The organism is Streptomyces davaonensis JCM 4913, from assembly GCF_000349325.1.
GTDB lineage: Bacteria > Actinomycetota > Actinomycetes > Streptomycetales > Streptomycetaceae > Streptomyces > Streptomyces davaonensis.
In genome coordinates this window covers 4,016,518-4,039,660 of sequence record NC_020504.1, presented here as the reverse complement: position 1 = coordinate 4,039,660, position 23,143 = coordinate 4,016,518, and the positions used below count along the sequence as shown (strand labels likewise).

At 71.1% G+C, this 23,143-nt stretch carries 24 protein-coding genes and 1 riboswitch; of the genes, 14 read left to right on the top strand and 10 right to left on the bottom strand.

Going from position 1 to position 23,143, the window contains the following annotated elements:
- Complete coding sequence (locus BN159_RS17510; protein WP_015658337.1) at window positions 1-954, top strand: ABC transporter substrate-binding protein; 954 nt, start codon at window positions 1-3, stop codon at window positions 952-954.
- Window positions 955-957: 3 nt separating this feature from the next.
- Here the strand turns inward: BN159_RS17510 and BN159_RS17505 are convergent, their stop codons facing one another.
- Window positions 958-1,668: an isocitrate lyase/PEP mutase family protein gene (locus tag BN159_RS17505; protein ID WP_015658336.1), complete on the bottom strand. Its 711-nt coding sequence runs from the start codon at window positions 1,666-1,668 to the stop codon at window positions 958-960.
- Window positions 1,665-2,165, bottom strand: coding sequence for a carboxymuconolactone decarboxylase family protein (locus BN159_RS17500; RefSeq protein WP_015658335.1), 501 nt, complete (start codon window positions 2,163-2,165; stop codon window positions 1,665-1,667). The genes BN159_RS17505 and BN159_RS17500 overlap by 4 nt, the downstream gene beginning before the upstream one ends.
- Before the next feature lie 53 nt (window positions 2,166-2,218).
- Between BN159_RS17500 and pdxR the strand changes: the two genes are divergently transcribed.
- The 3 genes from pdxR to BN159_RS17485 are packed head-to-tail and all read left to right on the top strand — an operon-like array spanning window position 2,219 to window position 5,223.
- Window positions 2,219-3,616 carry a MocR-like pyridoxine biosynthesis transcription factor PdxR gene (gene pdxR, locus BN159_RS17495; protein WP_015658334.1) on the top strand — a complete coding sequence of 466 codons (1,398 nt, stop codon included), beginning with the start codon at window positions 2,219-2,221 and terminating at the stop codon, window positions 3,614-3,616.
- Window positions 3,617-3,655: 39 nt separating this feature from the next.
- Entirely contained in the window at window positions 3,656-4,018 is a 363-nt protein-coding gene (locus BN159_RS17490) for a hypothetical protein (protein ID WP_015658333.1), read from the top strand.
- Between the two features lie 20 nt (window positions 4,019-4,038).
- On the top strand, window positions 4,039-5,223 hold the full coding sequence (locus tag BN159_RS17485; RefSeq protein ID WP_015658332.1) for a glutathionylspermidine synthase family protein: 1,185 nt from the start codon (window positions 4,039-4,041) through the stop codon (window positions 5,221-5,223).
- A gap of 17 nt (window positions 5,224-5,240) precedes the next feature.
- On the opposite strand, the gene rocD is transcribed toward BN159_RS17485, so the two are convergent.
- Window positions 5,241-6,479 (bottom strand): ornithine--oxo-acid transaminase, encoded by a 1,239-nt coding sequence (gene rocD / locus BN159_RS17480; RefSeq protein ID WP_015658331.1) that lies wholly within the window; start codon window positions 6,477-6,479, stop codon window positions 5,241-5,243.
- A gap of 102 nt (window positions 6,480-6,581) precedes the next feature.
- Window positions 6,582-6,671, top strand: a riboswitch (ZMP/ZTP riboswitch).
- 34 nt (window positions 6,672-6,705) lie between these two features.
- On the opposite strand from rocD, the gene BN159_RS17475 reads away from it, so the two are divergent.
- On the top strand, window positions 6,706-8,154 hold the full coding sequence (locus BN159_RS17475; protein WP_015658330.1) for a glycine hydroxymethyltransferase: 1,449 nt from the start codon (window positions 6,706-6,708) through the stop codon (window positions 8,152-8,154).
- Window positions 8,155-8,205: 51 nt separating this feature from the next.
- Here the strand turns inward: BN159_RS17475 and BN159_RS17470 are convergent, their stop codons facing one another.
- The 4 genes from BN159_RS17470 to BN159_RS17455 all read right to left on the bottom strand — a co-directional run bounded on the left by BN159_RS17470 (window position 8,206) and on the right by BN159_RS17455 (window position 11,326).
- Window positions 8,206-8,919: a hypothetical protein gene (locus BN159_RS17470; protein ID WP_015658329.1), complete on the bottom strand. Its 714-nt coding sequence runs from the start codon at window positions 8,917-8,919 to the stop codon at window positions 8,206-8,208.
- Between the two features lie 72 nt (window positions 8,920-8,991).
- Window positions 8,992-9,690, bottom strand: coding sequence for a hypothetical protein (locus BN159_RS17465; RefSeq protein ID WP_041821437.1), 699 nt, complete (start codon window positions 9,688-9,690; stop codon window positions 8,992-8,994).
- A 168-nt stretch (window positions 9,691-9,858) separates the two neighbouring features.
- Window positions 9,859-10,731, bottom strand: coding sequence for a hypothetical protein (locus BN159_RS17460; protein ID WP_015658327.1), 873 nt, complete (start codon window positions 10,729-10,731; stop codon window positions 9,859-9,861).
- The gene (locus tag BN159_RS17455; RefSeq protein WP_193384284.1) at window positions 10,724-11,326 is read right to left on the bottom strand and encodes an RNA polymerase sigma factor; all 603 of its coding nucleotides are present in this window, start codon (window positions 11,324-11,326) and stop codon (window positions 10,724-10,726) included. Before BN159_RS17455 ends, BN159_RS17460 begins: the two co-directional genes overlap by 8 nt.
- 100 nt (window positions 11,327-11,426) lie before the next feature.
- Between BN159_RS17455 and trpS the strand changes: the two genes are divergently transcribed.
- Both trpS and BN159_RS17445 read left to right on the top strand, forming a co-directional pair.
- On the top strand, window positions 11,427-12,440 hold the full coding sequence (gene trpS, locus BN159_RS17450; RefSeq protein WP_015658325.1) for a tryptophan--tRNA ligase: 1,014 nt from the start codon (window positions 11,427-11,429) through the stop codon (window positions 12,438-12,440).
- A gap of 138 nt (window positions 12,441-12,578) precedes the next feature.
- Window positions 12,579-13,157: a 2'-5' RNA ligase family protein gene (locus BN159_RS17445; RefSeq protein WP_015658324.1), complete on the top strand. Its 579-nt coding sequence runs from the start codon at window positions 12,579-12,581 to the stop codon at window positions 13,155-13,157.
- Window positions 13,158-13,172: 15 nt separating this feature from the next.
- On the opposite strand, the gene BN159_RS17440 is transcribed toward BN159_RS17445, so the two are convergent.
- Complete coding sequence (locus BN159_RS17440) at window positions 13,173-13,928, bottom strand: decaprenylphospho-beta-D-erythro-pentofuranosid-2-ulose 2-reductase (RefSeq protein WP_015658323.1); 756 nt, start codon at window positions 13,926-13,928, stop codon at window positions 13,173-13,175.
- An 18-nt stretch (window positions 13,929-13,946) separates the two neighbouring features.
- Window positions 13,947-15,302 carry an FAD-binding oxidoreductase gene (locus tag BN159_RS17435; RefSeq protein ID WP_015658322.1) on the bottom strand — a complete coding sequence of 452 codons (1,356 nt, stop codon included), beginning with the start codon at window positions 15,300-15,302 and terminating at the stop codon, window positions 13,947-13,949.
- 133 nt (window positions 15,303-15,435) lie between these two features.
- Between BN159_RS17435 and BN159_RS17430 the strand changes: the two genes are divergently transcribed.
- Genes BN159_RS17430 through BN159_RS17415 form a run of 4 tightly spaced genes read left to right on the top strand, consistent with a single transcriptional unit; the run spans window position 15,436 to window position 18,434 of the window.
- Entirely contained in the window at window positions 15,436-16,071 is a 636-nt protein-coding gene (locus tag BN159_RS17430; RefSeq protein WP_015658321.1) for a phosphatase PAP2 family protein, read from the top strand.
- A complete protein-coding gene (locus tag BN159_RS17425; protein WP_015658320.1) occupies window positions 16,064-17,056 on the top strand; it encodes a decaprenyl-phosphate phosphoribosyltransferase in 993 nt (330 codons plus the stop codon). The genes BN159_RS17430 and BN159_RS17425 overlap by 8 nt, the downstream gene beginning before the upstream one ends.
- A complete protein-coding gene (locus tag BN159_RS17420) occupies window positions 17,053-17,523 on the top strand; it encodes a GtrA family protein (RefSeq protein ID WP_015658319.1) in 471 nt (156 codons plus the stop codon). Before BN159_RS17425 ends, BN159_RS17420 begins: the two co-directional genes overlap by 4 nt.
- Window positions 17,511-18,434 carry a YihY/virulence factor BrkB family protein gene (locus tag BN159_RS17415; RefSeq protein WP_015658318.1) on the top strand — a complete coding sequence of 308 codons (924 nt, stop codon included), beginning with the start codon at window positions 17,511-17,513 and terminating at the stop codon, window positions 18,432-18,434. Before BN159_RS17420 ends, BN159_RS17415 begins: the two co-directional genes overlap by 13 nt.
- Here the strand turns inward: BN159_RS17415 and BN159_RS17410 are convergent.
- A complete protein-coding gene (locus tag BN159_RS17410; RefSeq protein WP_041821435.1) occupies window positions 18,388-19,680 on the bottom strand; it encodes a D-alanyl-D-alanine carboxypeptidase family protein in 1,293 nt (430 codons plus the stop codon). The two genes, BN159_RS17415 and BN159_RS17410, sit on opposite strands and share 47 nt — an antisense overlap.
- A gap of 91 nt (window positions 19,681-19,771) precedes the next feature.
- On the opposite strand from BN159_RS17410, the gene BN159_RS17405 reads away from it, so the two are divergent.
- The 3 genes from BN159_RS17405 (at window position 19,772) to BN159_RS17395 (ending at window position 23,093) form a co-directional block, all read left to right on the top strand.
- Window positions 19,772-20,014, top strand: coding sequence for an SCO4848 family membrane protein (locus BN159_RS17405; protein WP_015658316.1), 243 nt, complete (start codon window positions 19,772-19,774; stop codon window positions 20,012-20,014).
- 57 nt (window positions 20,015-20,071) lie between these two features.
- Window positions 20,072-21,295 (top strand): metallophosphoesterase, encoded by a 1,224-nt coding sequence (locus BN159_RS17400; RefSeq protein ID WP_015658315.1) that lies wholly within the window; start codon window positions 20,072-20,074, stop codon window positions 21,293-21,295.
- Between the two features lie 241 nt (window positions 21,296-21,536).
- Window positions 21,537-23,093 (top strand): ABC transporter substrate-binding protein, encoded by a 1,557-nt coding sequence (locus BN159_RS17395; RefSeq protein WP_015658314.1) that lies wholly within the window; start codon window positions 21,537-21,539, stop codon window positions 23,091-23,093.
- The last annotated feature ends 50 nt before the right edge of the window (window positions 23,094-23,143 follow it).

The window sequence follows — 23,143 nt, the reverse complement described above, 5'->3', positions numbered from 1 at the left end:
ATGCGCATCCGTATCGCCACGACCGCCGCACTCGGCTCGCTGCTCCTGCTCACCGGCTGCGGCGCCGCCGACATGACCAAGCAGGCCTCGCCCTTCGCGAATGCCCAGGGCGCCCGGACCGTCACCCTGTCCACCCAGTCGTGGGTGGGCGCACAGGCCAACGTGGCCGTCGCCCAGTACCTGCTGGAGCACGAACTCGGCTACCGCGTCGATACCGTCCAGGTCGACGAGGTCCCCGCCTGGGACGCGCTCAGCCAGGGCCGCGTCGACGCGATCCTGGAGGATTGGGGCCACCCCGACCAGGAACAGCGCTACGTCCAGGACAAGAAGACGATCGTGAACGGCGGCGACCTCGGCGTCACCGGCCACATCGGCTGGTACGTCCCGACGTACTTCGCGAAACAGCACCCCGACGTCACCGACTGGAAGAACCTCAACAAATACGCCGACCAGCTCCGCACCCCCGAGAGCGGCGGCAAGGGCCAGCTGATGGACGGCTCCCCGTCCTACGTCACCAACGACAAGGCCCTGGTGAAGAACCTGAACCTGGACTACCAGGTCGTCTTCGCCGGTTCCGAGGCCGCCCAGATCACCCAGATCAAGCAGTTCGCCAAGGAGCAGAAGCCCTTCCTGACCTACTGGTACGCCCCCCAGTGGCTGTTCAAGAAGGTCCCCCTGACCGAGGTGAAGCTCCCCGCCTACAAGGAGGGCTGCGACGCGGACCCGGAGAAGGTCGCCTGCGCCTATCCGCACACCCCGCTCCAGAAGTACCTCAACGCCGACTTCGCCCAGGACGGCGGCGATGCCGCGGCCTTCCTGAAGAAGTTCCGCTGGACGACCGAGGACCAGAACGAGGTGTCCCTGATGATCGCCGACCAGAAACTGACCCCCCAGGAGGCGGCGAGGAAGTGGGTGGACAGCCACGAGTCCACCTGGCGTTCGTGGCTGTCCTGACCGTCACCGCAGCAGCCCGGCGATCCCCTCCGCCGCCCGGCGCTGCAAGTACGGTCCGAACGTGATCCGCGTGGCCCCTCGCTCACCCAGCTCCATGGGCGAGGGGCCCTCGCCCACCTTGGCGATCGCGTTGACCGGCCCCTGGATCCCGGCCCGCAGCAGCGGCAGTACGTCGACGGGGGCGCCGATCGGATAGACACAGTCCGCCCCCGCGGCGACGTACAACGCGGCCCGCTCGATGGCCCGTTCAGGCTCCGCGACACTCTGGATGAAGGTGTCCACGCGCGCGTTGACGAACAGCCGGCCCCCGGCGGCAGCGCACACCTCGGCGAGCCAGTCGGCATGCCGCCGCGGGTCCTTGAGCACCCCTGCCTCGGAGTCCTCCAGGTTGCAGCCCACGGCCCCCGTCTCCAGCAGCCGCTCCACCAACTCCTTCGGCGCCAGCCCGTACCCGCCCTCGACATCCGCCGACACCGGCACGTCCACGGCCCGCACGATCCGCGCCACCGCCGCGAACATCTCCTCGGTCGGGGTCCGCCCGTCCTCGTACCCGAGCGAGGCGGCGACCCCGGCACTGGGCGTGGCGAGCGCCGGATACCCGGCCGCCTCCAGGGCCCGCGCGCTCGCCGCGTCCCAGGGGCCGGGCAGGATCAGCGGGTCGTTCTGGGCCGGTCGCCGGTGCAGCGCCCGGAACACCTCGACCCGGTCGGTCATCGCTGCCCCGCCTGGTAGTGGCCCGGCGTCATCCGGCAGGTCACACCGAAGCGGTTCCAGGCATTGATCACCGTGATCGCGGCGAGCAACTGGGCCAGCTCGGCCTCCTCGAACTGAGCCGCCGCCTTCGCGTACACCTCGTCCGGCACGAAACCGTCCGTGAGCACCGTGACCGCCTCGGTCAGGGCGATCGCCGCCAGCTCCTTCTCGGTGTAGAAGTGCGCCGACTCCTCCCAGGCGGAGAGCTGGATGATCCGCTCCACGCTCTCACCGGCCGCGAGCGCGTCCTTGGTGTGCATGTCCAGGCAGAACGCGCAGTGGTTGAGCTGCGAGGCGCGGATCTTCACCAGCTCCAGCAGCTTCGGGTCCATGCCCCGCCGCGCGGCCGCGTCCAGCCGGACCATGGCCTTGTAGACGTCGGGCACGTGCTCGGCCCAGTTCAGCCGGGGCGCGCGCTCCGGGGCGTACTCGGCAGGGGCGGTGTGATCACTGGTCATCGTCATGCCCTCGACCCTACGGAGACAAAGGCCCAGGAGTATGGTCCATTTCCATGGCAGATATGTGGGCCACTTCAGGGGCCCTGGGCATCGACCTCCATCTGGAACCGGCCGCCGGACCAGGGCTGCGCCGGGGCCTGACGGACGCCCTGCGCGAGGCGGTCCGCACCGGCCGGCTCGCCCCCGGCACCCGGCTGCCGTCCTCCCGCTCCCTCGCCACCGACCTCGGCATCGCCCGCAACACCGTCGCCGACGCCTACGCCGACCTCGTCGCCGAAGGCTGGCTCACCGCCCGCCAGGGCTCGGGCACCCGAGTCGCCGAGGGCCGCTCCACGCCCCCCACCGCCACCGCCCCCACTCCCCGCGCTCGCCACCGCCCCGCCCACGACCTGACCGCCGGCACCCCCGACCTCGCCGCCTTCCCCCGCGCCGAGTGGCTCAAGGCGGCCCGCCGCGCCCTGAACACGGCCCCCTACGACGTCCTCGGCTACGGCGACCCGCGCGGCCGCATCGAACTGCGCACCGCCCTCGCGAGCTACCTCTCCCGGGCCCGAGGCGTCCGCGCCGACCCCGAACGCATCGTCATCTGCGCCGGGTTCGCCCACGGCCTGCGCCTCCTCGGCACTGTCCTGCGCTCCCGCGGCGCCCGGACCGTTGCCGTCGAGTCCTACGGACTCCCCGATCACCGCAAGGTGCTGGCCGGCACCGGACTGGCGACCACCCCGCTGCCCTTCGACGAACTCGGCACCGACCCCGAGCAGTTGCTGGACGCCGGAGCCGTACTGCTCACCCCCGCCCACCAGTTCCCCATGGGCGCTGTCCTGCACCGCGCCCGGCGCGCGGCCGTCGTGGACTGGGCGCGGCGCACCGGCGGCCTGATCCTGGAGGACGACTACGACGGCGAGTTCCGCTACGACCGCCAGCCGGTCGGCGCACTCCAGGGCCTGGACCCCGACCACGTCGTCTACCTCGGCACCGCCAGTAAATCCCTCGCCCCCGGCCTGCGCCTTGCCTGGCTGGTCCTGCCGCCCGCCCTGGTGGAGGCGGTGACAGCGGCCAAGGGCGACGTGGACACCTGCGGAGTGCTCGACCAGCTGACCCTGGCCGAGTTCCTCACCCACGGCGCCTACGACCGCCATGTCCGCGCCTCCCGACTGCGCTACCGCCGACGCCGGGACGCCCTGGTCAGCGCCCTCAGCGAACGCGCCCCGGACGTCCGGGTCACCGGCATCGCCGCCGGACTGCATGCCGTCCTGTGCCTGCCGCCCGGCACCGAGACGACCGTCGTTCAGGCCGCCCACTGGCAGGGCCTGTCCCTGCACGGCCTCACCTACTTCCGCCACGAACAGGCGCGGGCCGAACCCCTCGACGCCCTGGTCGTCGGCTACGCCACACCCCCGGACCACGCGTGGGCGGGGGCCCTCGAAGCCCTGTGCAGGGTGCTGCCGTAAGGTGATCGCCCAGCCGAGGGACACGGGGAGAGACGGGACATGGCTCAGACGAAGCGACGACTGCGGTCCAGCACGGTCGTGCTCGGCGGAATGGGAGTCGTCGCGGCGACCCTGACCTCCTGCGGCTCCGAGCCCGACCGCCGCTGCGTCGACCGGGACAGCTACACCTGGGAGGGCTACAAGGTCGTAGCCGACAAGAACTGCAAGTCGGGCTCCTCGGGCTCCTCCTCGGGCAAGAGCGGCAAGGGCAAGAAGACCTCGGGCAGGGGCGGCACCGACGCTGCCTGGTACTACGACGCCGAAGTCGACGGCGGCTACGCCGACTACGGCACCTTCAGCCGCGGCGAGGCCGTCGACCGTGGCGGCTTCGGCTGCTCGGGCTCCGGCAGCGGCGGCGGCTGAGCCACCCCGGACGGACTGCCATGGAACGCCGCGCTATCACCCCCCGCCCCGACTGGCAACACACCGTCGAGGAACAGGGGTTGATCTACCCCCTCACCCGCTACCCCGACGACTCCCTGCGCCCCTACTGGGACGAGAGCGCCTACTACGTCTTCTCCCTGGAGGAGGTCGAGGCGCTGGAAGAGGTCGTCGAGGAACTCCACCGCATGTGCCTCGGCGCCGCGGACCACATCGTCACCTCCGGCCGCTTCGCCGACCTCGGCATCACCGACCCGCGCGTGGTCGCGGCGGTCACCGAGGCCTGGCAGCGCCGCGCCGAACTCCCCTCCGTCTACGGCCGCTTCGACCTGCGCTACGACGGCAGCGGCCCGGCGAAGCTCCTGGAGTACAACGCCGACACCCCCACCTCCCTCGTCGAGGCCGCCTCCCCGCAGTGGTTCTGGATGGAGGAGCGCTTCCCCGGCGCCGACCAGTGGAACTCCCTCCACGAACGCCTGGTCGAGGCCTGGAAGAAGCAGTCCGCCCTGCTCCCGCCCGGCAGCCCCCTGTACTTCGCGCACTCCTCCGCCGACGAACTCGGCGAGGACCTCATGACGGTCGCCTACCTCAAGGAGACCGCTGAGCAGGCCGGCCTGGACACCGACTGGATCTCCATGGAGGAGATCGGCTGGGACCGGCTCTCCGGCCGTTTCGTCGACAACCGGCTCCGCTTCATCCGGAGTTGCTTCAAGCTCTACCCCTGGGAGTGGCTCACCACCGACCGCTTCGCCGACCACGTCCTGGACACCCTCGACAACGGCGGCGGCACCGGGTCCACCCTGTGGATCGAACCGGCCTGGAAGATGCTCCTGTCCAACAAGGCCCTTCTGGCCATCCTCTGGGAGCTCTACCCCGGCCACCCCAACCTGCTCCCGGCCCACCTCGACGGCCCCCGCGAACTGGCCCGCACCACCGGCTACGTCGCCAAGCCGCTCCTGGGCCGCGAAGGCGCGGGCGTCACCGTCCACGAACCGGGCGCCGACCCCGTCGTCCGCGAAGAGCCCTGCTGCTACCAGGAGTTGGCCCCGCTGCCCGACTTCGACGGCAACCGCGTCGTCCTCGGCGCCTGGGTCGTCGAGGACGAGTCGGCGGGCCTCGGCATCCGCGAGTCGGCCGGCCTGATCACCGACGAGTACGCCCGCTTCCTGCCGCACGTGATCCTTTAGGACGACAGGGGAAGGGCCTAGCCCTCCAGCACGGCCGAGAGCTGCGCCAGCCCCCAGTCCAGATCCTCCTTCGAGATCACCAGCGGCGGCGCGATCCGGATCGTCGCGCCGGGGGCACCGCCCGTGCCCCTGAAGCTGTGCGCGCCCGTGTCCTTCACCAGCACACCCCGGTCCATCAGCCGCTCCGACACCGCACGCCCCGTGCCGTACCGCGGGGCGATGTCGACACCCGCCCACAGCCCTCGCCCGCGCACCGCCGTGACCCGCCCGGCATCCGCCAGCACCGCCAGCTCACGGTGCAGATGCGCACCCAGTTCCGCGGACCGCGCCTGGTACTCGCCCGTCCGCAGCATCGCGATCACCTCCAGCGCCACCGCGCAGGCCAGCGGATTCCCGCCGAACGTCGAACCGTGCTCCCCGGGCCGGAACACCCCCAGCACCTCCGCCGACGACACCACCGCCGACACGGGCACCACCCCGCCCCCGAGCGCCTTGCCCAGCACATACATGTCCGGCACGACCCCCTCGTGCTCACAGGCGAACGTCCGTCCCGTCCGCCCGAGCCCCGACTGGATCTCATCGGCCACGAACAGCACGTTCCGCTCCCGGGCCAGCTCCCGCACCGCCGCGAGATACCCCTGCGGCGGCACCAGCACCCCCGCCTCGCCCTGGATCGGCTCCAGCAGCACCGCCACCGTGTTCTCGCTCAGCGCCGAGCGCATCGCCGTCAGATCCCCGTACGGCACGATCTCGAACCCCGGCGTGTACGGCCCGAAGTCCGCCCGCGCCTCCGGGTCCGTGGAGAAGCTGATCAAGGTCGTCGTCCGGCCGTGGAAGTTGTTGCCGGCGACCACGATCTTCGCCATCTCCGCGGGCACGCCCTTGACCCGGTACCCCCATTTACGGGCCGTCTTCACCGCGGTCTCCACCGCCTCCGCGCCCGTGTTCATCGGCAGCACCATCTCCATGCCGCACAACTGCGCGAGCTGCTCGCAGAACGCGGCGTACCGGTCGTGATGGAACGCCCGCGACGTCAGCGTCACTCGCTCCAGCTGCGCCTTCGCCGCCTCGATGATCCGCCGGTTGCGGTGCCCGAAGTTGAGCGCCGAGTAACCGGCCAGCAGATCCAGATACCGCCGGCCCTCCACATCCGTCATCCACGCCCCGTCGGCCGACGCGACGACGACCGGCAGCGGCGCGTAATTGTGCGCGCCGTGCACCTCGGCCGCGGCGATGAGGGTTTCCGTAGTACTCACGGGACCTCCAAAAGACACCGGAAGACAAGCGGGACCCCCTTCCTATCCTTGCTCGGATGGTGGACGCGGGACCTTCACCCGACGGCGCGCCCGGTAGGCTGACCAGCGGGCCGTGACTGGCGCGCTGGGATGGGACCGACCATCGGGGAGCGGCCTGGTTGTGACTGTGTGCCGTGCGCCTGGGCCGAACCGTGAACGCTGAACGCCACACCGTCCGGAGGCCGACATGTCCGAGCAGCCCCTTTCCCCTGAATCCACCGCCTACCGTGCCGCCCTCGACGTCATCCGCGCCGTGGAGCCGCGGGTCGCCGACGCCATCGGCCAGGAGGTGCACGACCAGCGCGAGATGCTCAAGCTGATCGCCTCCGAGAACTACGCCTCCCCGGCCACCCTGCTGGCGATGGGCAACTGGTTCAGCGACAAGTACGCCGAGGGCACCATCGGCCGCCGCTTCTACGCCGGTTGCCGTAATGTCGACACCGTCGAGTCGCTCGCCGCCGAGCACGCCAAGGAACTCTTCGGCGCCCGCCACGCCTACGTCCAGCCGCACTCCGGTATCGACGCCAACCTGGTCGCCTTCTGGTCGGTGCTCGCCGCCCGGGTCGAGACCCCGGCGCTGGAGAAGGCCGGCGTCCGCCAGGTCAACGACCTCTCCGACGCGGACTGGGCCGAGCTGCGCCAGGCCTTCGGCAACCAGCGCATGCTCGGCATGTCCCTGGACGCAGGCGGCCACCTCACCCACGGCTTCCGCCCGAACATCTCCGGCAAGATGTTCGACCAGCGCTCCTACGGCACCGACCCGGTCACCGGGCTCGTGGACTACGAGGCCCTGCGCGCCTCCGCCCGCGAGTTCAAGCCGTTGATCATCGTCGCCGGGTACTCCGCCTACCCCCGGCTGGTGAACTTCCGGATCATGCGGGAGATCGCCGACGAGGTCGGCGCGACCCTGATGGTCGACATGGCCCACTTCGCGGGCCTGGTCGCGGGCAAGGTCCTCACCGGCGACTTCGAACCGGTCCCGCATGCCCAGATCGTCACCACCACCACCCACAAGTCGCTGCGCGGCCCGCGCGGTGGCATGGTCCTGTGCGACGACTCCCTCAAGGACCAGGTCGACCGCGGCTGCCCGATGGTCCTCGGCGGCCCGCTCCCGCACGTCATGGCCGCCAAGGCCGTCGCCCTCGCCGAGGCCCGCCGGCCCTCCTTCCAGGACTACGCGCAGCGCATCGTCGACAACTCCCGCGCCCTCGCCGAGGGCCTGATGCGCCGGGGCGCGACCCTGGTGACGGGCGGCACGGACAACCACCTGAACCTGATCGACGTGGCCACCTCCTACGGCCTCACCGGCCGCCAGGCCGAGGCGGCGCTGCTGGAGTCCGGCATCGTCACCAACCGCAACGCCATCCCCGCCGACCCCAACGGCGCCTGGTACACCTCCGGCATCCGCATCGGCACCCCGGCCCTGACCACCCGTGGTCTCGGCACCGCCGAGATGGACGAGGTCGCCGGTCTCATCGACCGCGTTCTCACCACCTCGGAGCCCGGCACCACCAAGTCCGGCGCCCCCTCCAAGGCCGCCCATGTCCTCGACGCGAAGATCGCGGACGAGATCTCCCGCCGGGCGACCGACCTGGTGGCCGGGTTCCCGCTCTACCCGGAGATCGACCTCGGCTGAACAACGCCCCGTTGAGTCGTCCCCTGTTGAGTTGTCAAAGAACGGTGACTCTCACAGATCGATGAGCTGCTGACGTGGCCCCTCACGCGGCGGTCCGGCTCCCGGCCGGGCCGCCGCGCGGCGTATCGCCACAGTGCCGCTGACACCGGCCGCGAAACCCACGGCCAGGCCCGGTATCGCCCACCAGGCGGCGTCCGTAGCCGGGCCGCGACCGTCGGCCTCGGTGCCGCTCACCGGTCCGCCCAGCAGCCCGGTCCGGTCCAGGCGCTCGAAGACCGAGCGCGGCGCCCGGTGCCAGCGGATGTCGTCGTCGTCCACCTCCGGCGCCGGATCCGAGCGCACCCAGGGCGTGCCGTCCTCGGCGACGACCAGCTGGTCCTGCCGCTCGATCGCCACGTCCCCGCCCGGCGGCCGACGGGTCTCGGGCCAGCCGCCGATCCCGGTCAGCCCCCACACCACCGTGATCCGCACCGGTGGATGCCGACCCTCGACCCAGGCCTCGGGCACCCGCTCGGTCCCCGTGTACATCGGCTCCAGCAACTGCCACAGCCGGGCGAACCGCTGCTCACCGGACCGCACCGCGGTCGGCTGCCCGGCACCGCCGGCGACCACCATCGCCAGATCCGGCGCATCCCCGCCGGGCCCCCGTGCCCCCGATCCGCCCGCCGCCCCGGCCACCGGCGCCCCGCCGCACAGCGCCAGCCCCGCCGACACCGGCCCCAGCAGCGCCAGCCGCGCCGCCGCCCGCCCCCTTCGACCCCTCATCCGCCCTCGACCTCCCCTGTCGATCCGAAGCGATTCGATCCGTCCGTCAGTGCCGCCCCGCCTGCCCCGGACCTACACGTCCAGCAGCTCCTGCCGGGGCCCCGCTTCCCGCCCCCGGCCGCCGCCCCACGGCGCCCGAGTCACAAAGGGCCGCAGGACCAGCGCCAGAGCAGCCCCGCCCGCCGCGCCCGGCAGAGCCCACCACCAGTCGGTGCCGTCCTCCGACGGTGCCGCCACACTCCGGGACGGCGATGCCTCCTCCGTCGACCCGGACCCGGACCCGGGCCCGGACCCGGACTCCGGCTCCGTCGCGCCACCACCTGCCCCGTCCGTCTCATACATCTCCCGCAGGGAGAAGGCGGACAGCTCCTCACCGCCCTCCGGCTTGCCCAGCACTCCCAGGCCGGCGAGCAGAGTGCGAAGCCTGGCGGGGTCCGGGGCGCGGTGCCAGCTGTCCTTGGTCGGCTCGGTGATGTTCATCGACCGGTGCACCCAGACGTCCTTGCCCCCGGCGACGGGGAAGACCGAGTCGATCCGCCAGGGAGAGATGTCGTGGACGAGCCAGGTGACGGTGACCCGTCGGTCCGCCATCACGTCCCTGGGCGGCGCGCCGAGGGTGCCCGCCTGGAGGAGCGATTCCAGCTGGGCGTACTCCCGGTCCGCGTAGTACAGCCCCGCCGTCTCCCCGGTCTCCGGCGAGACCAGGAACACACTGGTGGGCCCTCCGGCCGCAGCGGGCGCCGCACCCCACACGATCATCGCGAGCGTCACCGTCAACGCCCCCGCCAGCGCCGTGAGTCGACGCTCTCCGGTCCTCCCACCGAGCCCTCGCCTGCGCATCCCGACCCCCAAGCAGTCGATCGCCGAGCGGCCCGTCCGCGAGCCGCGTGTCACTTCTGGTACACCGCCCGACCCACCGGGGTTCCCACCCCCGCCCGACTAATCCGAGGACCTCTCCACCGACTCCGCGATCTCCACCGCCCGCGCCTTCGACGCCACCCCTTCGAGCCGCAGCGTGACCGTCTCGTCGACCGCCACGTCCGTCCCGTGGGTCCACAGCAGCGTCGGTCCGGCCGTCCGCTCCTTGTGCGTGTAGGTGGAACCGTCCGCGTCCACCAGCCAGAAGCTCAGCAGATGAGGCCGCGGGAACCACAGGGCCGGCTCCTGCGCCGTACCGCCCCCGGAGTCCAAAGTGATCCACTTCGGCTGTTCCCGCACGGTCTTGGTGAAGGCGATGTCCAGACGCGCCCGGAACTCGTCCAGCCGTACCGTCCGTCCGGACTCCTCCCAGCACAGGCTCACCAGGAACCGCCCCTTCGGCTGCCCGGTCACCGTTACCGCGTCCGGCGCGCCGAGCACCCCCGGCACCACCGGCTCGAACCCGGCCCGGAGCTCCGCCTGGGCCAGCGACATCGACCCCGAGGCCGCACAGCGAGGCACCTCGGCGCTCGCCGACGGACGGGCCGACGGGTCGTAGCGGACCTCGACGCCGCCGAAGCCGAACCAGTCGAAGACCGCCGCCCGCACCGGAGGAGTGAGCACGAGCACGGTGAGCAGACCGCACAGCGCCGCCGTCAGCGAACGCCAGCGCGCCCGGGTCCACCGGCGCGCCGAACGCAGCCGCGCCCCGGCCCCCGCCGGCTCGGCCACCGGCACCGGCAGCCGCTCGGCGAGTATCTGCCCCAGCACCCGCTCGACCATCGTCTCGGGGCCGTCCGCGCCGGGCCGGTCCAGGGACCGCCCGAGCGACCGCAGCTCCTCCGGCAGCCCGGGGCCGCCGCCACCGTCGTCACGGCCGTGCTCCTCACTCATGCTCTTCACCCCCTTCCCCGGGCTCGAAATCCGGCAGCAGTCTGCCGAGCTTGCGCAGTGCTCGATTGAGGCGGGACTTCACCGTCCCCCGGGGCCAGCCCAGCGCCTGGGCCGTCTCCGGCTCGTCCATCTCCAGCAGATAGCGGTAGGTGACGACCAGACGGTGCTCCTCGCTCAGCTTCTCCACGGCGGCCAGCAGGGCCGCGCGGCGCTCCGTACGCAGCGTGGCCACCGCCGGGTCCGCCGATTCCGGTATCAGCGGCTCGGCCTCCACGAAGGCCGCCTCCCGGCCGGCGAGCGTGCGCTGCCGGGCCGCCGTACGCACTGTGTTCCTCGTCTCATTGGCGACGATCGACAGCAGCCACGGCCGGAACGCCGAGTCGTCCCGGAACCTGCCCAGCGCGCAGTACGCCTTGACGAAGGCCTGCTGCACCACGTCCTCCGCGTCCGCACCGGCGCCCAGCGCCGCGGCCGCTCGCAGCGCGATGCCCGTATGGGCACGGACCAACTCCGCGTACGCCTCCGGCTCTCCGGCGCGTACCCGGGCGATCACCGCGGCCTCATCGACGATGCGGCCCCCCTCCCGCGTTCTCACACCTTTGTTACACCGCGAGAGACGGATCGGTTCCCACCTGTTGCCGACCAGTTCGCCATCGGTTCCGGATCGGGCCCTCGGACCTGAGAGAATGGTGAGCATGGCCTCTGACCGTCCCCGCGTGCTCTCCGGAATCCAGCCCACCGCAGGCTCGTTCCACCTCGGCAACTACCTCGGCGCCGTCCGCCAGTGGGTGGCTCTCCAGGAGACCCACGACGCGTTCTACATGGTCGTCGACCTGCACGCGATCACGATCCCGCAGGACCCGGCGGAGCTGCGGGCGAACACCCGCCTGGCCGCCGCCCAGCTCCTCGCGGCCGGTCTCGACCCGGAGCGCTGCACGCTCTTCGTCCAGAGCCATGTCCCCGAGCACGCCCAGCTCGCCTGGGTCATGAACTGCCTCACCGGCTTCGGCGAGGCGTCCCGCATGACCCAGTTCAAGGACAAGTCGGCCAAGCAGGGCGCGGACCGGGCCTCCGTCGGCCTGTTCACGTACCCGATCCTCCAGGTCGCCGACATCCTGCTCTACCAGGCCAACGAGGTCCCCGTCGGCGAGGACCAGCGCCAGCACATCGAGCTGACCCGCGACCTCGCCGAGCGCTTCAACGGCCGCTTCGGCGCGACCTTCACGGTCCCCAAGCCGTACATCCTCAAGGAGACGGCGAAGATCTACGACCTTCAGGACCCGTCGATCAAGATGAGCAAGTCGGCGTCCACGCCGAAGGGCCTGATCAACCTCCTCGACGAGCCCAGGACCACCGCGAAGAAGGTCAAGAGCGCGGTCACCGACACCGACACCGTCATCCGCTACGACGCCGAGAACAAGCCGGGCGTCAGCAACCTGCTCACGATCTACTCGACCCTCACGGGCACGGGAATCGAGGAACTGGAGCAGAAGTACGACGGCAAGGGCTACGGTGCGCTCAAGACCGACCTCGCCGAGGTCATGGTCGAGTTCGTGACGCCGTTCCGGGAGCGGACCCAGCAGTATCTGGACGACCCGGAGACGCTCGACTCGATCCTGGCCAAGGGCGCGGAGAAGGCGCGGGCCGTCGCCGCGGAGACGCTGGCGCAGGCCTACGGCAGGGTCGGCTTCCTGCCCGCGAAGCACTGAGGCGTACTACCGCACAGACGTACTACTGGGCAGAGCGCTGCACATCACTACGGTTGCGCCTGCCCACGGCACAGCCGTGGCCGTACAGTCGATAGCCGACGGCTGACAGAACCGACCGTCACGACGACAGGAGATGACGTGGGGACCGTAACGATCGGCGTGTCGATCGCGGTCCCGGAGCCTCACGGCAGCCTGCTCCAGGAGCGGCGCGCGGGCTTCGGCGACGCCGCGGCTCACGGCATCCCCACCCATGTCACCCTGCTGCCGCCGACCGAGGTCGACGGCGCGCTGCTGCCGGCGATCGAGGCCCATCTGGTCGAGGTCGCGGCGTCCGGGCGGCCGTTCCCGATGCGGTTGTCCGGGACGGGTACGTTCCGGCCTCTGTCGCCGGTTGTCTTCGTGCAGGTCGTCGAGGGTGGGGCTGCTTGTACGTGGCTCCAGAAGCGGGTGCGGGACGCGTCCGGGCCTGTGGCGCGTGAGCTTCAGTTCCCGTATCACCCGCATGTGACCGTCGCGCATGGCATCGACGAGGGCGCCATGGACCGCGCCTTCGAACAACTCGCCGATTACGAGGCGCAGTGGCCCTGTACCGGGTTCGCGCTGTACGAGCAGGGCGCTGACGGGGTGTGGCGCAAGCTGCGGGAGTTCGCCTTCGGCGGGGCCGTGGTGCCTCCGCAGGCGACCCACGTGGAGCGCGGGTCCATTCCGGCGAGCTAGCCGCACGCAGAGTGCCTACACCGGCAGGCGCCGGAACAATGCCCTCGGCAGGTGGCGCAGTGCCGACATCACCACTCGCAGGGTCCCAGGCACCCACACCGTCTCCGCGCGGCGTCTGAGGCCCAGCTCGATCGCTGTCGCCACCGCCTCCGGTGTCGTTGCCAGGGGGGCTTCCGTCATGCCGGCGGTCATCTTCGAGTGGACGAAGCCGGGGCGTACGACCATGACGTGGGCGCCGGTGCCGTGCAGGGCGTCGCCCAGGCCCTGGGCGAAGGTGTCCAGGCCTGCCTTGCTGGAGCCGTAGATGAAGTTGGCGCGGCGGGCCCGTTCGCCGGCGACCGACGACAGGACGACCAGGGAGCCGTGGCCCTGGGTCTGGAGGGCCCGCGCGCAGATCAGGCCCGCCGAGACCGCGCCGGTGTAGTTGGTCTGGGCGACGCGTACGGCGGCCAGCGGCTCGCGTTCGTCGTGGGCCTGGTCGCCGAGGACGCCGAAGGCCATCAGGACGAGATCGATGTCGCCCTCGGCGAAGACCTTGCCGAGGACCCACTCGTGGGACTCGGTGTCGAGCGCATCGAAGGCGACGGTGTGCACCTGGGCGCCCAGGGAGCGCAGGTGCTCGGCCGCCTCCTCCAGGGCGGGCGTCGGGCGGCCCGCGAGCCACACCGTGCGGGTGCGGCGGGTGATCAGCCGGCGGGCGGTGGCGAGCGCGATCTCGGACGTGCCGCCGAGGACGAGCAGGGACTGGGGGAGGCCGAAGGCGTCCTTCATGACGGCTCCTTGAGGGGGCTAGAGAGCTAGGCGGCGTGACAGGTCCGAGGTGAACACTCCGCGCGGGTCGGTCTCGGCGCGCAGCGCCCGGAAGTCGGCCACGCGCGGGTACATCGCGGCGAGCAGCTCGGGCCGCAGACGGGAGTCCTTGGCGAGGTAGACGCGCCCGCCGACCGCGGCCACCTCCTCGTCCAGTTCGTCGAGGAGGGCACCGAGGCCGGGGAGGTTCGCGGGGATGTCCAGGGCCAGCGTCCAGCCGGGTACCGGGAAGGACAGCCAGCCGGGGTCGGCGTCCCCGAAGCGCTTGAGTACGGCCAGGAAGGACGGGCAGCGGTGCTCGGAGATGCGCCGCACGATCCGGCGCAGGGCGTCCTCCTGGCCGTGGCTCACGACGAACTGGTACTGCACGAAGCCGCCGCGGCCGTAGACGCGGTTCCAGTGCGGGATGCCGTCGAGGGGGTGGAAGAAGGTGGAGATGCGCTGAAGTTCGCCGGTACGCGCGCGGGGGGCCTTGCGGTACCAGAACTCGTTGAACAGGCCGACCGTGCGGCGGCTGAGCAGGCCCTCGGGGAACAGGGCGGGCGGGGACGGGAGCCGGGCGGGGCGGAAGGCCAGCGGGTCTCTACGCGCGCGTGTGCCTGCGCGGAGCGCGTCCAGGGGCGCGTGGTCGCCCCGCGTGAGGACGGCACGGCCGGTGGCGCCGCCGCGGGCCAGGAGGTCGATCCAGGCCACCGAGTAGCGGTAGAGGTGATCGGTGGCGGTGAGCCGGTCCATCAGGTCGTCGAGGTCGCTTGCTCGTTCGGTGTCCACCGACATCAGCGAGGTCTCGACCGGCAGCAGCCGCAGGGTGGCGGTGAGGATCACGCCCGTCAGGCCCATGCCGCCCGCGGTCGCGTCGAACAGGGGGGTGCCAGGGCTGACGGTGCGGATCTCGCCGTCCGCGGTGAGCAGTTCGAGGGAGAGGACGTGCCGGGAGAAGGCGCCGGACACATGGTGGTTCTTGCCGTGGATGTCGGCGCCGATCGCGCCGCCCACGGTCACCTGGCGGGTGCCCGGGGTCACCGGCACGAACCAGCCGAGCGGCAGCAGCACCTGCATCAGGCGGTGCAGGGAGACACCCGCGTCGCACAGGACGGTGCCGCCGTCGACGTCGATGGCGTGCACGCGATCCAGGGCCGTCATGTCGATCACGGCTCCGCCGGCGTTCTGCGCCGCGTCCCCGTACGCACGCCCCAGGCCTCTCGGGATCCCGCCCCTGGCCCCGCACTCACGGACGGCCGCCGCGGCCTCCTCGTACGTCCGGGGACGGATCAGACGGGCGGCGGTGGGAGCGGTGCGGCCCCATCCCGTGACGGAAACGGTGTCGGCAGGCATGTCGGCGACCGTAACCCCGCATTGCGGGCGATTGGTTGTAGAACATCCCTTCTCTCCCCGAAATGGGTGATTAATGGGATGTCGCTCAATATTGCCGGAGTTCCGGCGGGGTCGGCGTGAACAGTGAGTCCACATGGACCACCTGGACGACCGAATCCTGTCGGCGCTGCGTGCGTACGGCGGCGACCCGCGCGTGGCCGGTGCCGCGCGCGCCCTGTCCTGGGCCGGCGAGCACGGTGCCCTGTGGCTGGCGACGGGCCTCGCGGGAGCCGCCGTGGACGGCGCTCGACGCGGCGCCTGGTTGCGCGGTACGGCGCTCACCGCGGGCGCGCACCTTGTCAGCATGGGCGTGAAAAGGGTGGTGCGCCGTCCGCGCCCCGCGCACGTCGATCCCCTGGTGCGCACCGCGGGCCGCCACTCCTTCCCCAGCTCCCACGCGGCCTCGGCGGCGGCCGCCGCGGTCGCCTTCGGCATGCTGAGGGCGCACACCGAGCCACAGGCGCCCGGTGTGTCCGGCACACCCGGAGCGCACGGCATGGTCCACACGCCCGGCGCACTCGGCACACGCCGAGCGGGTGCCATCCACTCCGCAACCCGCGCCGCTCTCTCCGCAACCCACACCGCCCTCCCGCCCCTGGCCGCCGCCATGTGCCTCTCCCGGCTGATCGTCGGCGTCCACTACCCCTCCGACGTGGCGGCGGGCGCGGCGATGGGGGCGCTCACGGCGCGTGCGGGAGCGCGCTGGATGAGAGGGGGCGCGCATGACTGAGACCGCGCCGCTCGCAGGCACGGGCGCCGCCGCCCGCACCAGAGAACCCGCGCTCCACGAACAGCGCACGCCCTCGCGCGCCACCGGCACCCCGCCCCCGGACCGCGGCCTCCTGCGCGGACTGCTCAGGACCGCCCGCCCCAAACAGTGGGTCAAGAACGTCCTGGTCATCGCCGCCCCGGCCGCCGCCGGACAGCTCTTCACCACCCGCGCGCTCACCCAACTCGCGCTGGTCTTCACCCTCTTCACCGCCTGCGCCGCGGCCGTCTATCTGATCAACGACGCCCGCGACGCCGAGGCCGACCGCGCCCACCCCACCAAACGGCACCGACCGGTCGCCGCGGGCCAGGTCCCCGTACCCGTCGCCTACGCCGTCGGCGGCGCCCTCGCCGTCCTCGCGCCGGCCGCCGCCGCATGGCTGAGCACCCCCCTCGTCGCCGCCCTGCTCACCGCCTACCTGGGCATGCAACTGGCGTACTGCGTCAGCCTCAAGCACGTGCTCGTCGTCGATCTGGTCGTCGTCACGACCGGGTTCCTGATGCGGGCCATGGTCGGCGGGCTCGCGCTCGGCATCCCGCTCTCACGGTGGTTCCTGATCACGACGGGCTTCGGCGCGCTGTTCATGGTGTCGGCCAAGCGCTACTCGGAGGCCGTGCAGATGGCCGGGAAGGCGGGCGCCACGCGCGCGTTGCTCACCGAGTACACCACCGGCTACCTGCGCTTCGTGTGGCAGCTCGCGGCCGGGGTCGCCGTTCTCGGGTACTGCCTGTGGGCCCTGGAGGAGGGCGGTCTCCCGCACACCAGCGTGCTGCCGTGGCGGCAACTGTCCGTGGTCGCCTTCGTCCTCGCGATCCTCAGGTACGCCGTCTTCGCCGACCGCGGCACCGCGGGCGAGCCGGAGGACGTCGTACTGAGCGACCGCGCCCTCGCCCTGATCGGGCTGGTGTGGCTCGCCATGTACGGCCTGGCGGTGGCCAATTGGTGAGCACGCGCGCGTGGACCGACCGCAACCACCGCGACCCGCCCGCCCGAGCGCACCGCCGCGAACTCCTCGGCTTCGCCGCCGCTGGCCTGCTCGCCTACGCCGTCGACACCGCCCTGTTCGTCGCCCTGCGCGGACCGGCCGGCCTCGACCCGCTCACCGCCAAGGGGCTCTCCTTCGTCGCCGGTTGCACGGTCGCCTACGCGGGCAACGCGCTCGGCACCTACCGGCACACCCGCCCGAAGGGCCTGCGCCCCTACGCCGCGTTCTTCGCGGTGAACGTCGCCGGAGCCGTCGTACAGCTGCTCTGTCTCGCCGTCAGCCACTACGGCCTCGGCCTCACCTCGCGGCGCGCGGACATCGTCTCGGGGGCCGGCGTGGGTATGGCACTGGCTACTGTCCTGCGGTTCTGGGGAACCCGGACATGGGTGTTCCGCAACGAGGGGAGAGTCGGATCATGGACTGGCTGAAAAAGCTCCCCGTCGTCGGGCCGCTCGCCGCCCGGCTGATGACCACGCACGCGTGGCGGTCGTACGAGCGCATGGACCGGGTGAAGTGGACGATGCTGGCCGCGGCGATGACGTTCACCAGTTTCGTCGCGCTGTTCCCGATGCTGGCCGTGGCCGCCGCGATCGCAGCGGCGACGCTCAGCAAGGAGCAGCAGAACAAGCTGGAGGACAAGATCGCCGATCAGGTGCCCGGCATCGCCGACCAGCTGAACATCGACGGCCTGGTCCAGAACGCCGGTACCGTCGGCCTGATCGCCGGCGCCCTGCTGCTGTTGACCGGCATCAGCTGGGTCGGCTCCATGCGCGACAGCCTGCGCGCGGTGTGGGAGCTGGAGGACCCCGAGGAGAACCCCGTCCTGCGCAAGGCCAAGGACGCGGGTGTCCTGGTGGGCCTCGGCGGCGCCGTGCTGCTCACCATCGGCGTCTCCACCGTGGCCTCCGCGATGGTCGGCTGGATCACCCGCGAACTCGGCATCGAGGAGGGCGGCTGGGGCGGCGTCCTGCTGCGTATCGCCGCTTTCTCGGTCGCCGTCCTCGCCGACTTCCTGCTGCTGATCTGCGTCCTCACCCTGCTGCCCGGCGTCGAACCGCCGCGCCGCCGCCTGATGGTGGCCGCACTGATCGGCGCGATCGGCTTCGAACTGCTGAAGCTGCTGCTCAGCGGCTATATGCAGGGCGTGGCGACGAAGAGCATGTACGGCGCTTTCGGAGTGCCGGTCGCCCTGCTGCTGTGGATCAACTTCACGTCGAAACTGGTGGTGTTCTGCGCCGCGTGGACGGCCACCCCGAGCGAGCCCGAAGAGGACGACAGCGACGACGGCGATGTCAGCGGCGACGGCGTACCAGATCGGGCAGCGGCCAGCGACGGTTGACCAGGTAGGCACCGGCCGCGAGCAGCACCAGCAGCCCGCCCGTCACCGCGAACGCGATCCCGATACCGCTGGAACCGCCCTCGGCCGACGCGCCCACCATCTGCTTCGAGCCGTCCTCGGACCCACCGGCCTCACCCGAGCCCGAGCCGGACCCGGACCCCGACCCCGAACCGCCCGGCTGTGCGCTCGCCTCGACCGCGCTCTTCGGCGGCACCAGCTCACCCACCGGCTCGACCTTGCCGGACGCCTTGAAGCCCCAGTCGAAGAGCTTCGCGGTCTCCTTGTAGACCTCGTTGGACTCGCTCTTCTCCGGGTTCATGACCGTCACCAGCAGCACCTGGCCGTCCCGCTCGGCGACACCGGTGAAGGTGGCGCCCGCGTTGGTGGTGTTGCCGTTCTTCACACCCGCGATGCCCTGATAGACGGAGACATCGGTGTCGCCGCTGAGCAGCCGGTTGGTGTTCTGGATCTCGAAGGACCCGCGGACCTTCTTGCCCTTCTTGTTCTTCTTCGTCTCGCCCGGGAACTTCGCGCGGACCGTCGAGCAGTACTCGCGGAAGTCCTTCTTCTGGAGCCCGGAGCGGGCGATCAGGGTGAGGTCGTAGGCGGAGGAGACCTGGCCCGGGGCGTCGTAGCCGTCGGGGGAGACCGCGTGGGTGTCGAGCGCCTGGAGTTCCTCGGCGTGCTCGTTCATCTGCGCCACGGTCGGCTTGATGCCGCCGTTCATCTTCGACAGCACATGCACGGCGTCGTTGCCGGAGCGCAGGAAGACCCCGAGCCACAGATCGTGCACGGAGTAGGTCTCGCCCTCCTTTATCCCGACCATGCTGGAGCCGGAGCCCACGTCCACCAGGTCGGAGGGGACCACCTTGTGCTCGGTGGCGGAGGGGAACTTCGGCAGCAGGGTGTCGGCGAACAGCATCTTCAGCGTGCTCGCCGGGGCCAGCCGCCAGTGCGCGTTGTGCGCGGCGAGCACCTCGCCGGACTCGGCGTCGGCAACGATCCAGGACCGAGCGGACAGGTCCTTGGGCAGGACCGGCACCCCGCTCGCCAGATTGACCTGGGTGCCCGCCTGGCCGAGCCGCTCGCCGCCCACCGTCGACATGTTCGCCGGGGGAGTGGCGGACGGCGTCGGCGACGGGCTGGGGGCCGCGTACGAGACGGGCGCGGTCAGCGCCAGGGACGACAGAACAGCGGCGGAAGTGACCAGCAGCGATCGCCTGGTGGTCTTCTGAGGTGCGGACACGGACGAGAACGTACAGGGCACGGCAAGTGATGTCCCGCGCCGACCCCCACCCCGGCCACGGAACCGGACATGCGGCGGTGATACTGAAGGTATGAAGCTCAGCCGCCCCGTCTCCTGGTTCCTGCTCGCCTTCGGGGTGTGGAGCTGGATCATCTGGATCACTTTCGTCAAGAACCTCGTCAAGGACGGCAGCGGGCTCGCGTTCGACGACGCGGGCGATCCGACCGGGTACTTCTGGGTGCACCTGCTGCTCGCGGTCGTTTCCTTCGTATTGGGGACGGTCGTCGGGGGCATCGGGTTGCGCGGAGTGCGCGCATTGCGCCAGACGTCATAGGCACCGGACGTCACAGGCACAGGCACCGGACGTCATCAGCAGAGGGATACGACTTACGTGGTCATCGTCTTCGTAGTGCTCGTCCTGGCGGTCATGGTGACCGCCAACTGGTACGTGTGGCGCCGTCTGTTCCGCGACACGACCAGCGGGCCCGGCTGGGCGCGCCGTGCGGGCGCCGCCGTGATCGTCGGCGGCTGGCTGATGGCGTTCGGCGCCCTGGTGGCCGAGCGCACAGGCGCCCCCTTCTGGCTCCAGCGGACGCTGGCCTGGCCCGGCTTCCTGTGGCTGGCGCTGTCGATGTACCTGCTGCTGGGACTCCTGGTCGGTGAGGTCCTACGGCCGCTGCTGCGCCGCTGGCTGGAGCGGCGCAAGCCCGCCGAGGTGCCGGTCCGGCAGACGGAGCCGGTGCCGGTCGGGGCGCCGCCCCCGCCGGAGCCGGAGAGCCCCGCACTCCTCGCCGCCCCCTCCCGCCGCCTCTTCGTCTCCCGCGTGATCGGCGGTGCCGCCGCCGCGGCGGCCGTCGGGACCGTCGGCGTCGGCACCTACGGCGTGCTGAAGGGCCCGAGCGTGAAGCGGGTCACCGTTCCGCTGGCCAAGCTCCCGCGCGGGGCGCACGGTTACCGCATCGCCGTGGTCAGCGACATCCACCTGGGCCCGGTCCTCGGGCGGGGCTTCGCGCAGAAGGTCGTCGACACCATCAACTCGACCCAGCCCGACCTCGTCGCGGTCGTCGGCGACCTGGTCGACGGCAGTGTGAAGGACCTCGGCCCGGCCGCGGCACCGCTCACCCAGCTCAAGGCGCCCGCCTACTTCGTCACCGGCAACCACGAGTACTTCTCCGGCGCCGAGCAGTGGGTCGAGGAGGTGCGCAGGCTCGGCCTGCTGCCCCTGGAGAACGCCCGCGCCGAACTGCCCTGGTTCGACCTCGCCGGAGTCAACGACATCGCGGGCGAGGACGAGGGCCAGGGCCCCGACTTCGCCAAGGCGCTCGGCGACCGCGACCCGGCACGCGCGTGCGTGCTCCTCGCCCATCAGCCGGTCCAGATCCACGACGCCGTCGAGCACGGCGTCGACCTCCAGCTCTCCGGCCACACCCACGGCGGCCAGCTCTGGCCCGGCAACCTGATCGCGGCCGGGGCCAACCCGACCCTGGCGGGACTCGAGCGCTACGGCGACACCCAGCTCTACGTCAGCCGCGGCGCCGGAGCATGGGGCCCGCCCACGCGGGTCGGTGCGCCGTCGGACATCACGGTGATCGAATTGGCCTCCAAGCAGGCCTGATCCCGGCGAACGCGACAGCGAAATCGACTCACCGTTCCATCGCTGCTTTTCTGTTCGCATTCGCGCATTGATTGAAGGGCTGTGCTTTCCCTGTGAAACAGTCCAGAAACAGTTGCCGGTAAGTTCTTCCCCATGTCGACCAAAACCCCTTCCCCCGGTTGAAAGCCGTGTGATTAGGTGTGCCCGCCACTAGGGGAGTGGCATATGCGCTGGGGTCCGTGGCGGGCCCGGGGAGGGCACCATGCGATCGGTTCGCATGCGGATTCTCGCGACGCTGCTCGTGCTGGCGGCCGTGGGAGCGGTCGGCTGGCAGTTGCTGCCGTCGGAGGGCGAAGAGGGCCGGACCATCATGGTCGGCACGACGGACGCGGTCACGTCGCTCGACCCGGCCGGAGCCTACGACGCCGGGTCGTGGGCGTTGTTCAGCAATGTCTTCCAGTCCCTGCTGACCTTCGAGGCGGGCGGTGCCTCACCGGTGCCGGACGCGGCGGACAGTTGCGCCTGGTCCGACACCGGACTGCGCGTCTACCGCTGCGAGTTGCGCGAGGGGCTGACCTTTCCGAGCGGGCGGACGATGACCGCGGAGGACGTCAAGTACTCCTTCGACCGGGTCCGGGCGATCAACTCCGACGTCGGACCCGCCTCGCTCTTCGACACGCTGGACTCGGTGGCCGCCGACGATATGACGGTCACCTTCCGGCTCTCCTCACCGGACGCGACGTTCCCGTTCAAGGTGGCCACAGGCGCCGGTTCGATCGTCGACCGCACCAAGTACCCGAAGAACGGCCTGCGTACGGACAACGGCGTCGACGGCACCGGGCCGTACGAGCTCTCGTCGTACCGCGCGGGCGAGACGGCGGTCCTGGTGCCCAACGGCCGGTACGAGGGGGCCGTTCAGGAGACCGGACGGGCGGTCGAGCTGCGGTACTTCGAGGACGCGGGCAAGCTGGACCGGGCGTGGAAGGGGCGGCGGATCGATGTCGCCACCCGTCAGCTGCCGCCGGACGTGCTGGCCGAACTCGACCCCGGTGACCCGGATCAGCGGGTGTCCGAGGCGGACAGCTCCGAGGTCCGCAATCTGTACCTCAACACCCGGGCCGGTTCGCCCTTGCACGATGTGCGGGTGCGGCAGGCGATGGCCTGGCTGGTCAACCGGGAGAAGCTCGCGGCGACCGTGTACCAGGGCACCGTGGATCCGCTGTACTCCCTGATCCCGACCGGGATCACGGGGCATACGACGTCGTTCTTCGACGCCTATCCGAAGCAGAACGTCGGCAGGGCGCGGGCGCTGCTGGAGGAGGCCGGGGTCAGTCTTCCCGTCCGGTTCACCTACGGCTATGCCACCGGGCGTGGCGCCGCCGCGGAGGAGGCCGCCGAGCTGAAGGCGCAGTTGGAGGCCGGTGGGCTGTTCAAGGTGACGCTCAAAGGTTATGAGTGGACCGATTTCCAGAAGCGGTGGGCTGCCGGGAAATTGGACGCGTATGGGGTGGGGTGGGTCGCGGACTTTCCTGATCCGGACACGTATGGGGGTCCGCTGGTCGGGACCGAGGGCACGATGAATACCGGGTACAGCAACAGTGCGGTTGATCGGCTTATTCAGGAGAGTCAGCGGTTCGCCGATCGGGGGGAGGCCGTGGATGAGTTTCGTGAGGTGCAGCAGGTGATCGCTGAGGATGTTCCGGTCATTCCTCTTTGGCAGGCCAAGGAATATGTGGTGACCAGTGAGGATGTGGGTGGCGGGCAGTATTTGTCCGACGGTACGGGTGTGTTTCGGCTATGGCGGCTGGGGTGGATCTGATGTGCCGGGTGCGGGTTGTGTGTGGCTGGTCGCGCCCACGCGGCGGAGCC

What these genes read in the sequence shown, in the direction of transcription:
- BN159_RS17470 (WP_015658329.1), bottom strand. Translation starts at nt 8,919, where the DNA reads ATGAGGGGTCGAAGGGGGCGGGCGGCGGCGCGGCTGGCGCTGCTGGGG.
- BN159_RS17485 (WP_015658332.1), top strand. Translation starts at nt 4,039, where the DNA reads ATGGAACGCCGCGCTATCACCCCCCGCCCCGACTGGCAACACACCGTC.
- BN159_RS17440 (WP_015658323.1), bottom strand. Translation starts at nt 13,928, where the DNA reads ATGAAGGACGCCTTCGGCCTCCCCCAGTCCCTGCTCGTCCTCGGCGGC.
- BN159_RS17505 (WP_015658336.1), bottom strand. Translation starts at nt 1,668, where the DNA reads ATGACCGACCGGGTCGAGGTGTTCCGGGCGCTGCACCGGCGACCGGCC.
- BN159_RS17475 (WP_015658330.1), top strand. Translation starts at nt 6,706, where the DNA reads ATGTCCGAGCAGCCCCTTTCCCCTGAATCCACCGCCTACCGTGCCGCC.
- BN159_RS17430 (WP_015658321.1), top strand. Translation starts at nt 15,436, where the DNA reads ATGGACCACCTGGACGACCGAATCCTGTCGGCGCTGCGTGCGTACGGC.
- BN159_RS17490 (WP_015658333.1), top strand. Translation starts at nt 3,656, where the DNA reads ATGGCTCAGACGAAGCGACGACTGCGGTCCAGCACGGTCGTGCTCGGC.
- BN159_RS17500 (WP_015658335.1), bottom strand. Translation starts at nt 2,165, where the DNA reads ATGACCAGTGATCACACCGCCCCTGCCGAGTACGCCCCGGAGCGCGCG.
- trpS (WP_015658325.1), top strand. Translation starts at nt 11,427, where the DNA reads ATGGCCTCTGACCGTCCCCGCGTGCTCTCCGGAATCCAGCCCACCGCA.
- BN159_RS17435 (WP_015658322.1), bottom strand. Translation starts at nt 15,302, where the DNA reads ATGCCTGCCGACACCGTTTCCGTCACGGGATGGGGCCGCACCGCTCCC.
- BN159_RS17395 (WP_015658314.1), top strand. Translation starts at nt 21,537, where the DNA reads ATGCGATCGGTTCGCATGCGGATTCTCGCGACGCTGCTCGTGCTGGCG.
- BN159_RS17415 (WP_015658318.1), top strand. Translation starts at nt 17,511, where the DNA reads ATGGACTGGCTGAAAAAGCTCCCCGTCGTCGGGCCGCTCGCCGCCCGG.
- BN159_RS17510 (WP_015658337.1), top strand. Translation starts at nt 1, where the DNA reads ATGCGCATCCGTATCGCCACGACCGCCGCACTCGGCTCGCTGCTCCTG.
- BN159_RS17405 (WP_015658316.1), top strand. Translation starts at nt 19,772, where the DNA reads ATGAAGCTCAGCCGCCCCGTCTCCTGGTTCCTGCTCGCCTTCGGGGTG.
- BN159_RS17425 (WP_015658320.1), top strand. Translation starts at nt 16,064, where the DNA reads ATGACTGAGACCGCGCCGCTCGCAGGCACGGGCGCCGCCGCCCGCACC.
- BN159_RS17460 (WP_015658327.1), bottom strand. Translation starts at nt 10,731, where the DNA reads ATGAGTGAGGAGCACGGCCGTGACGACGGTGGCGGCGGCCCCGGGCTG.
- pdxR (WP_015658334.1), top strand. Translation starts at nt 2,219, where the DNA reads ATGGCAGATATGTGGGCCACTTCAGGGGCCCTGGGCATCGACCTCCAT.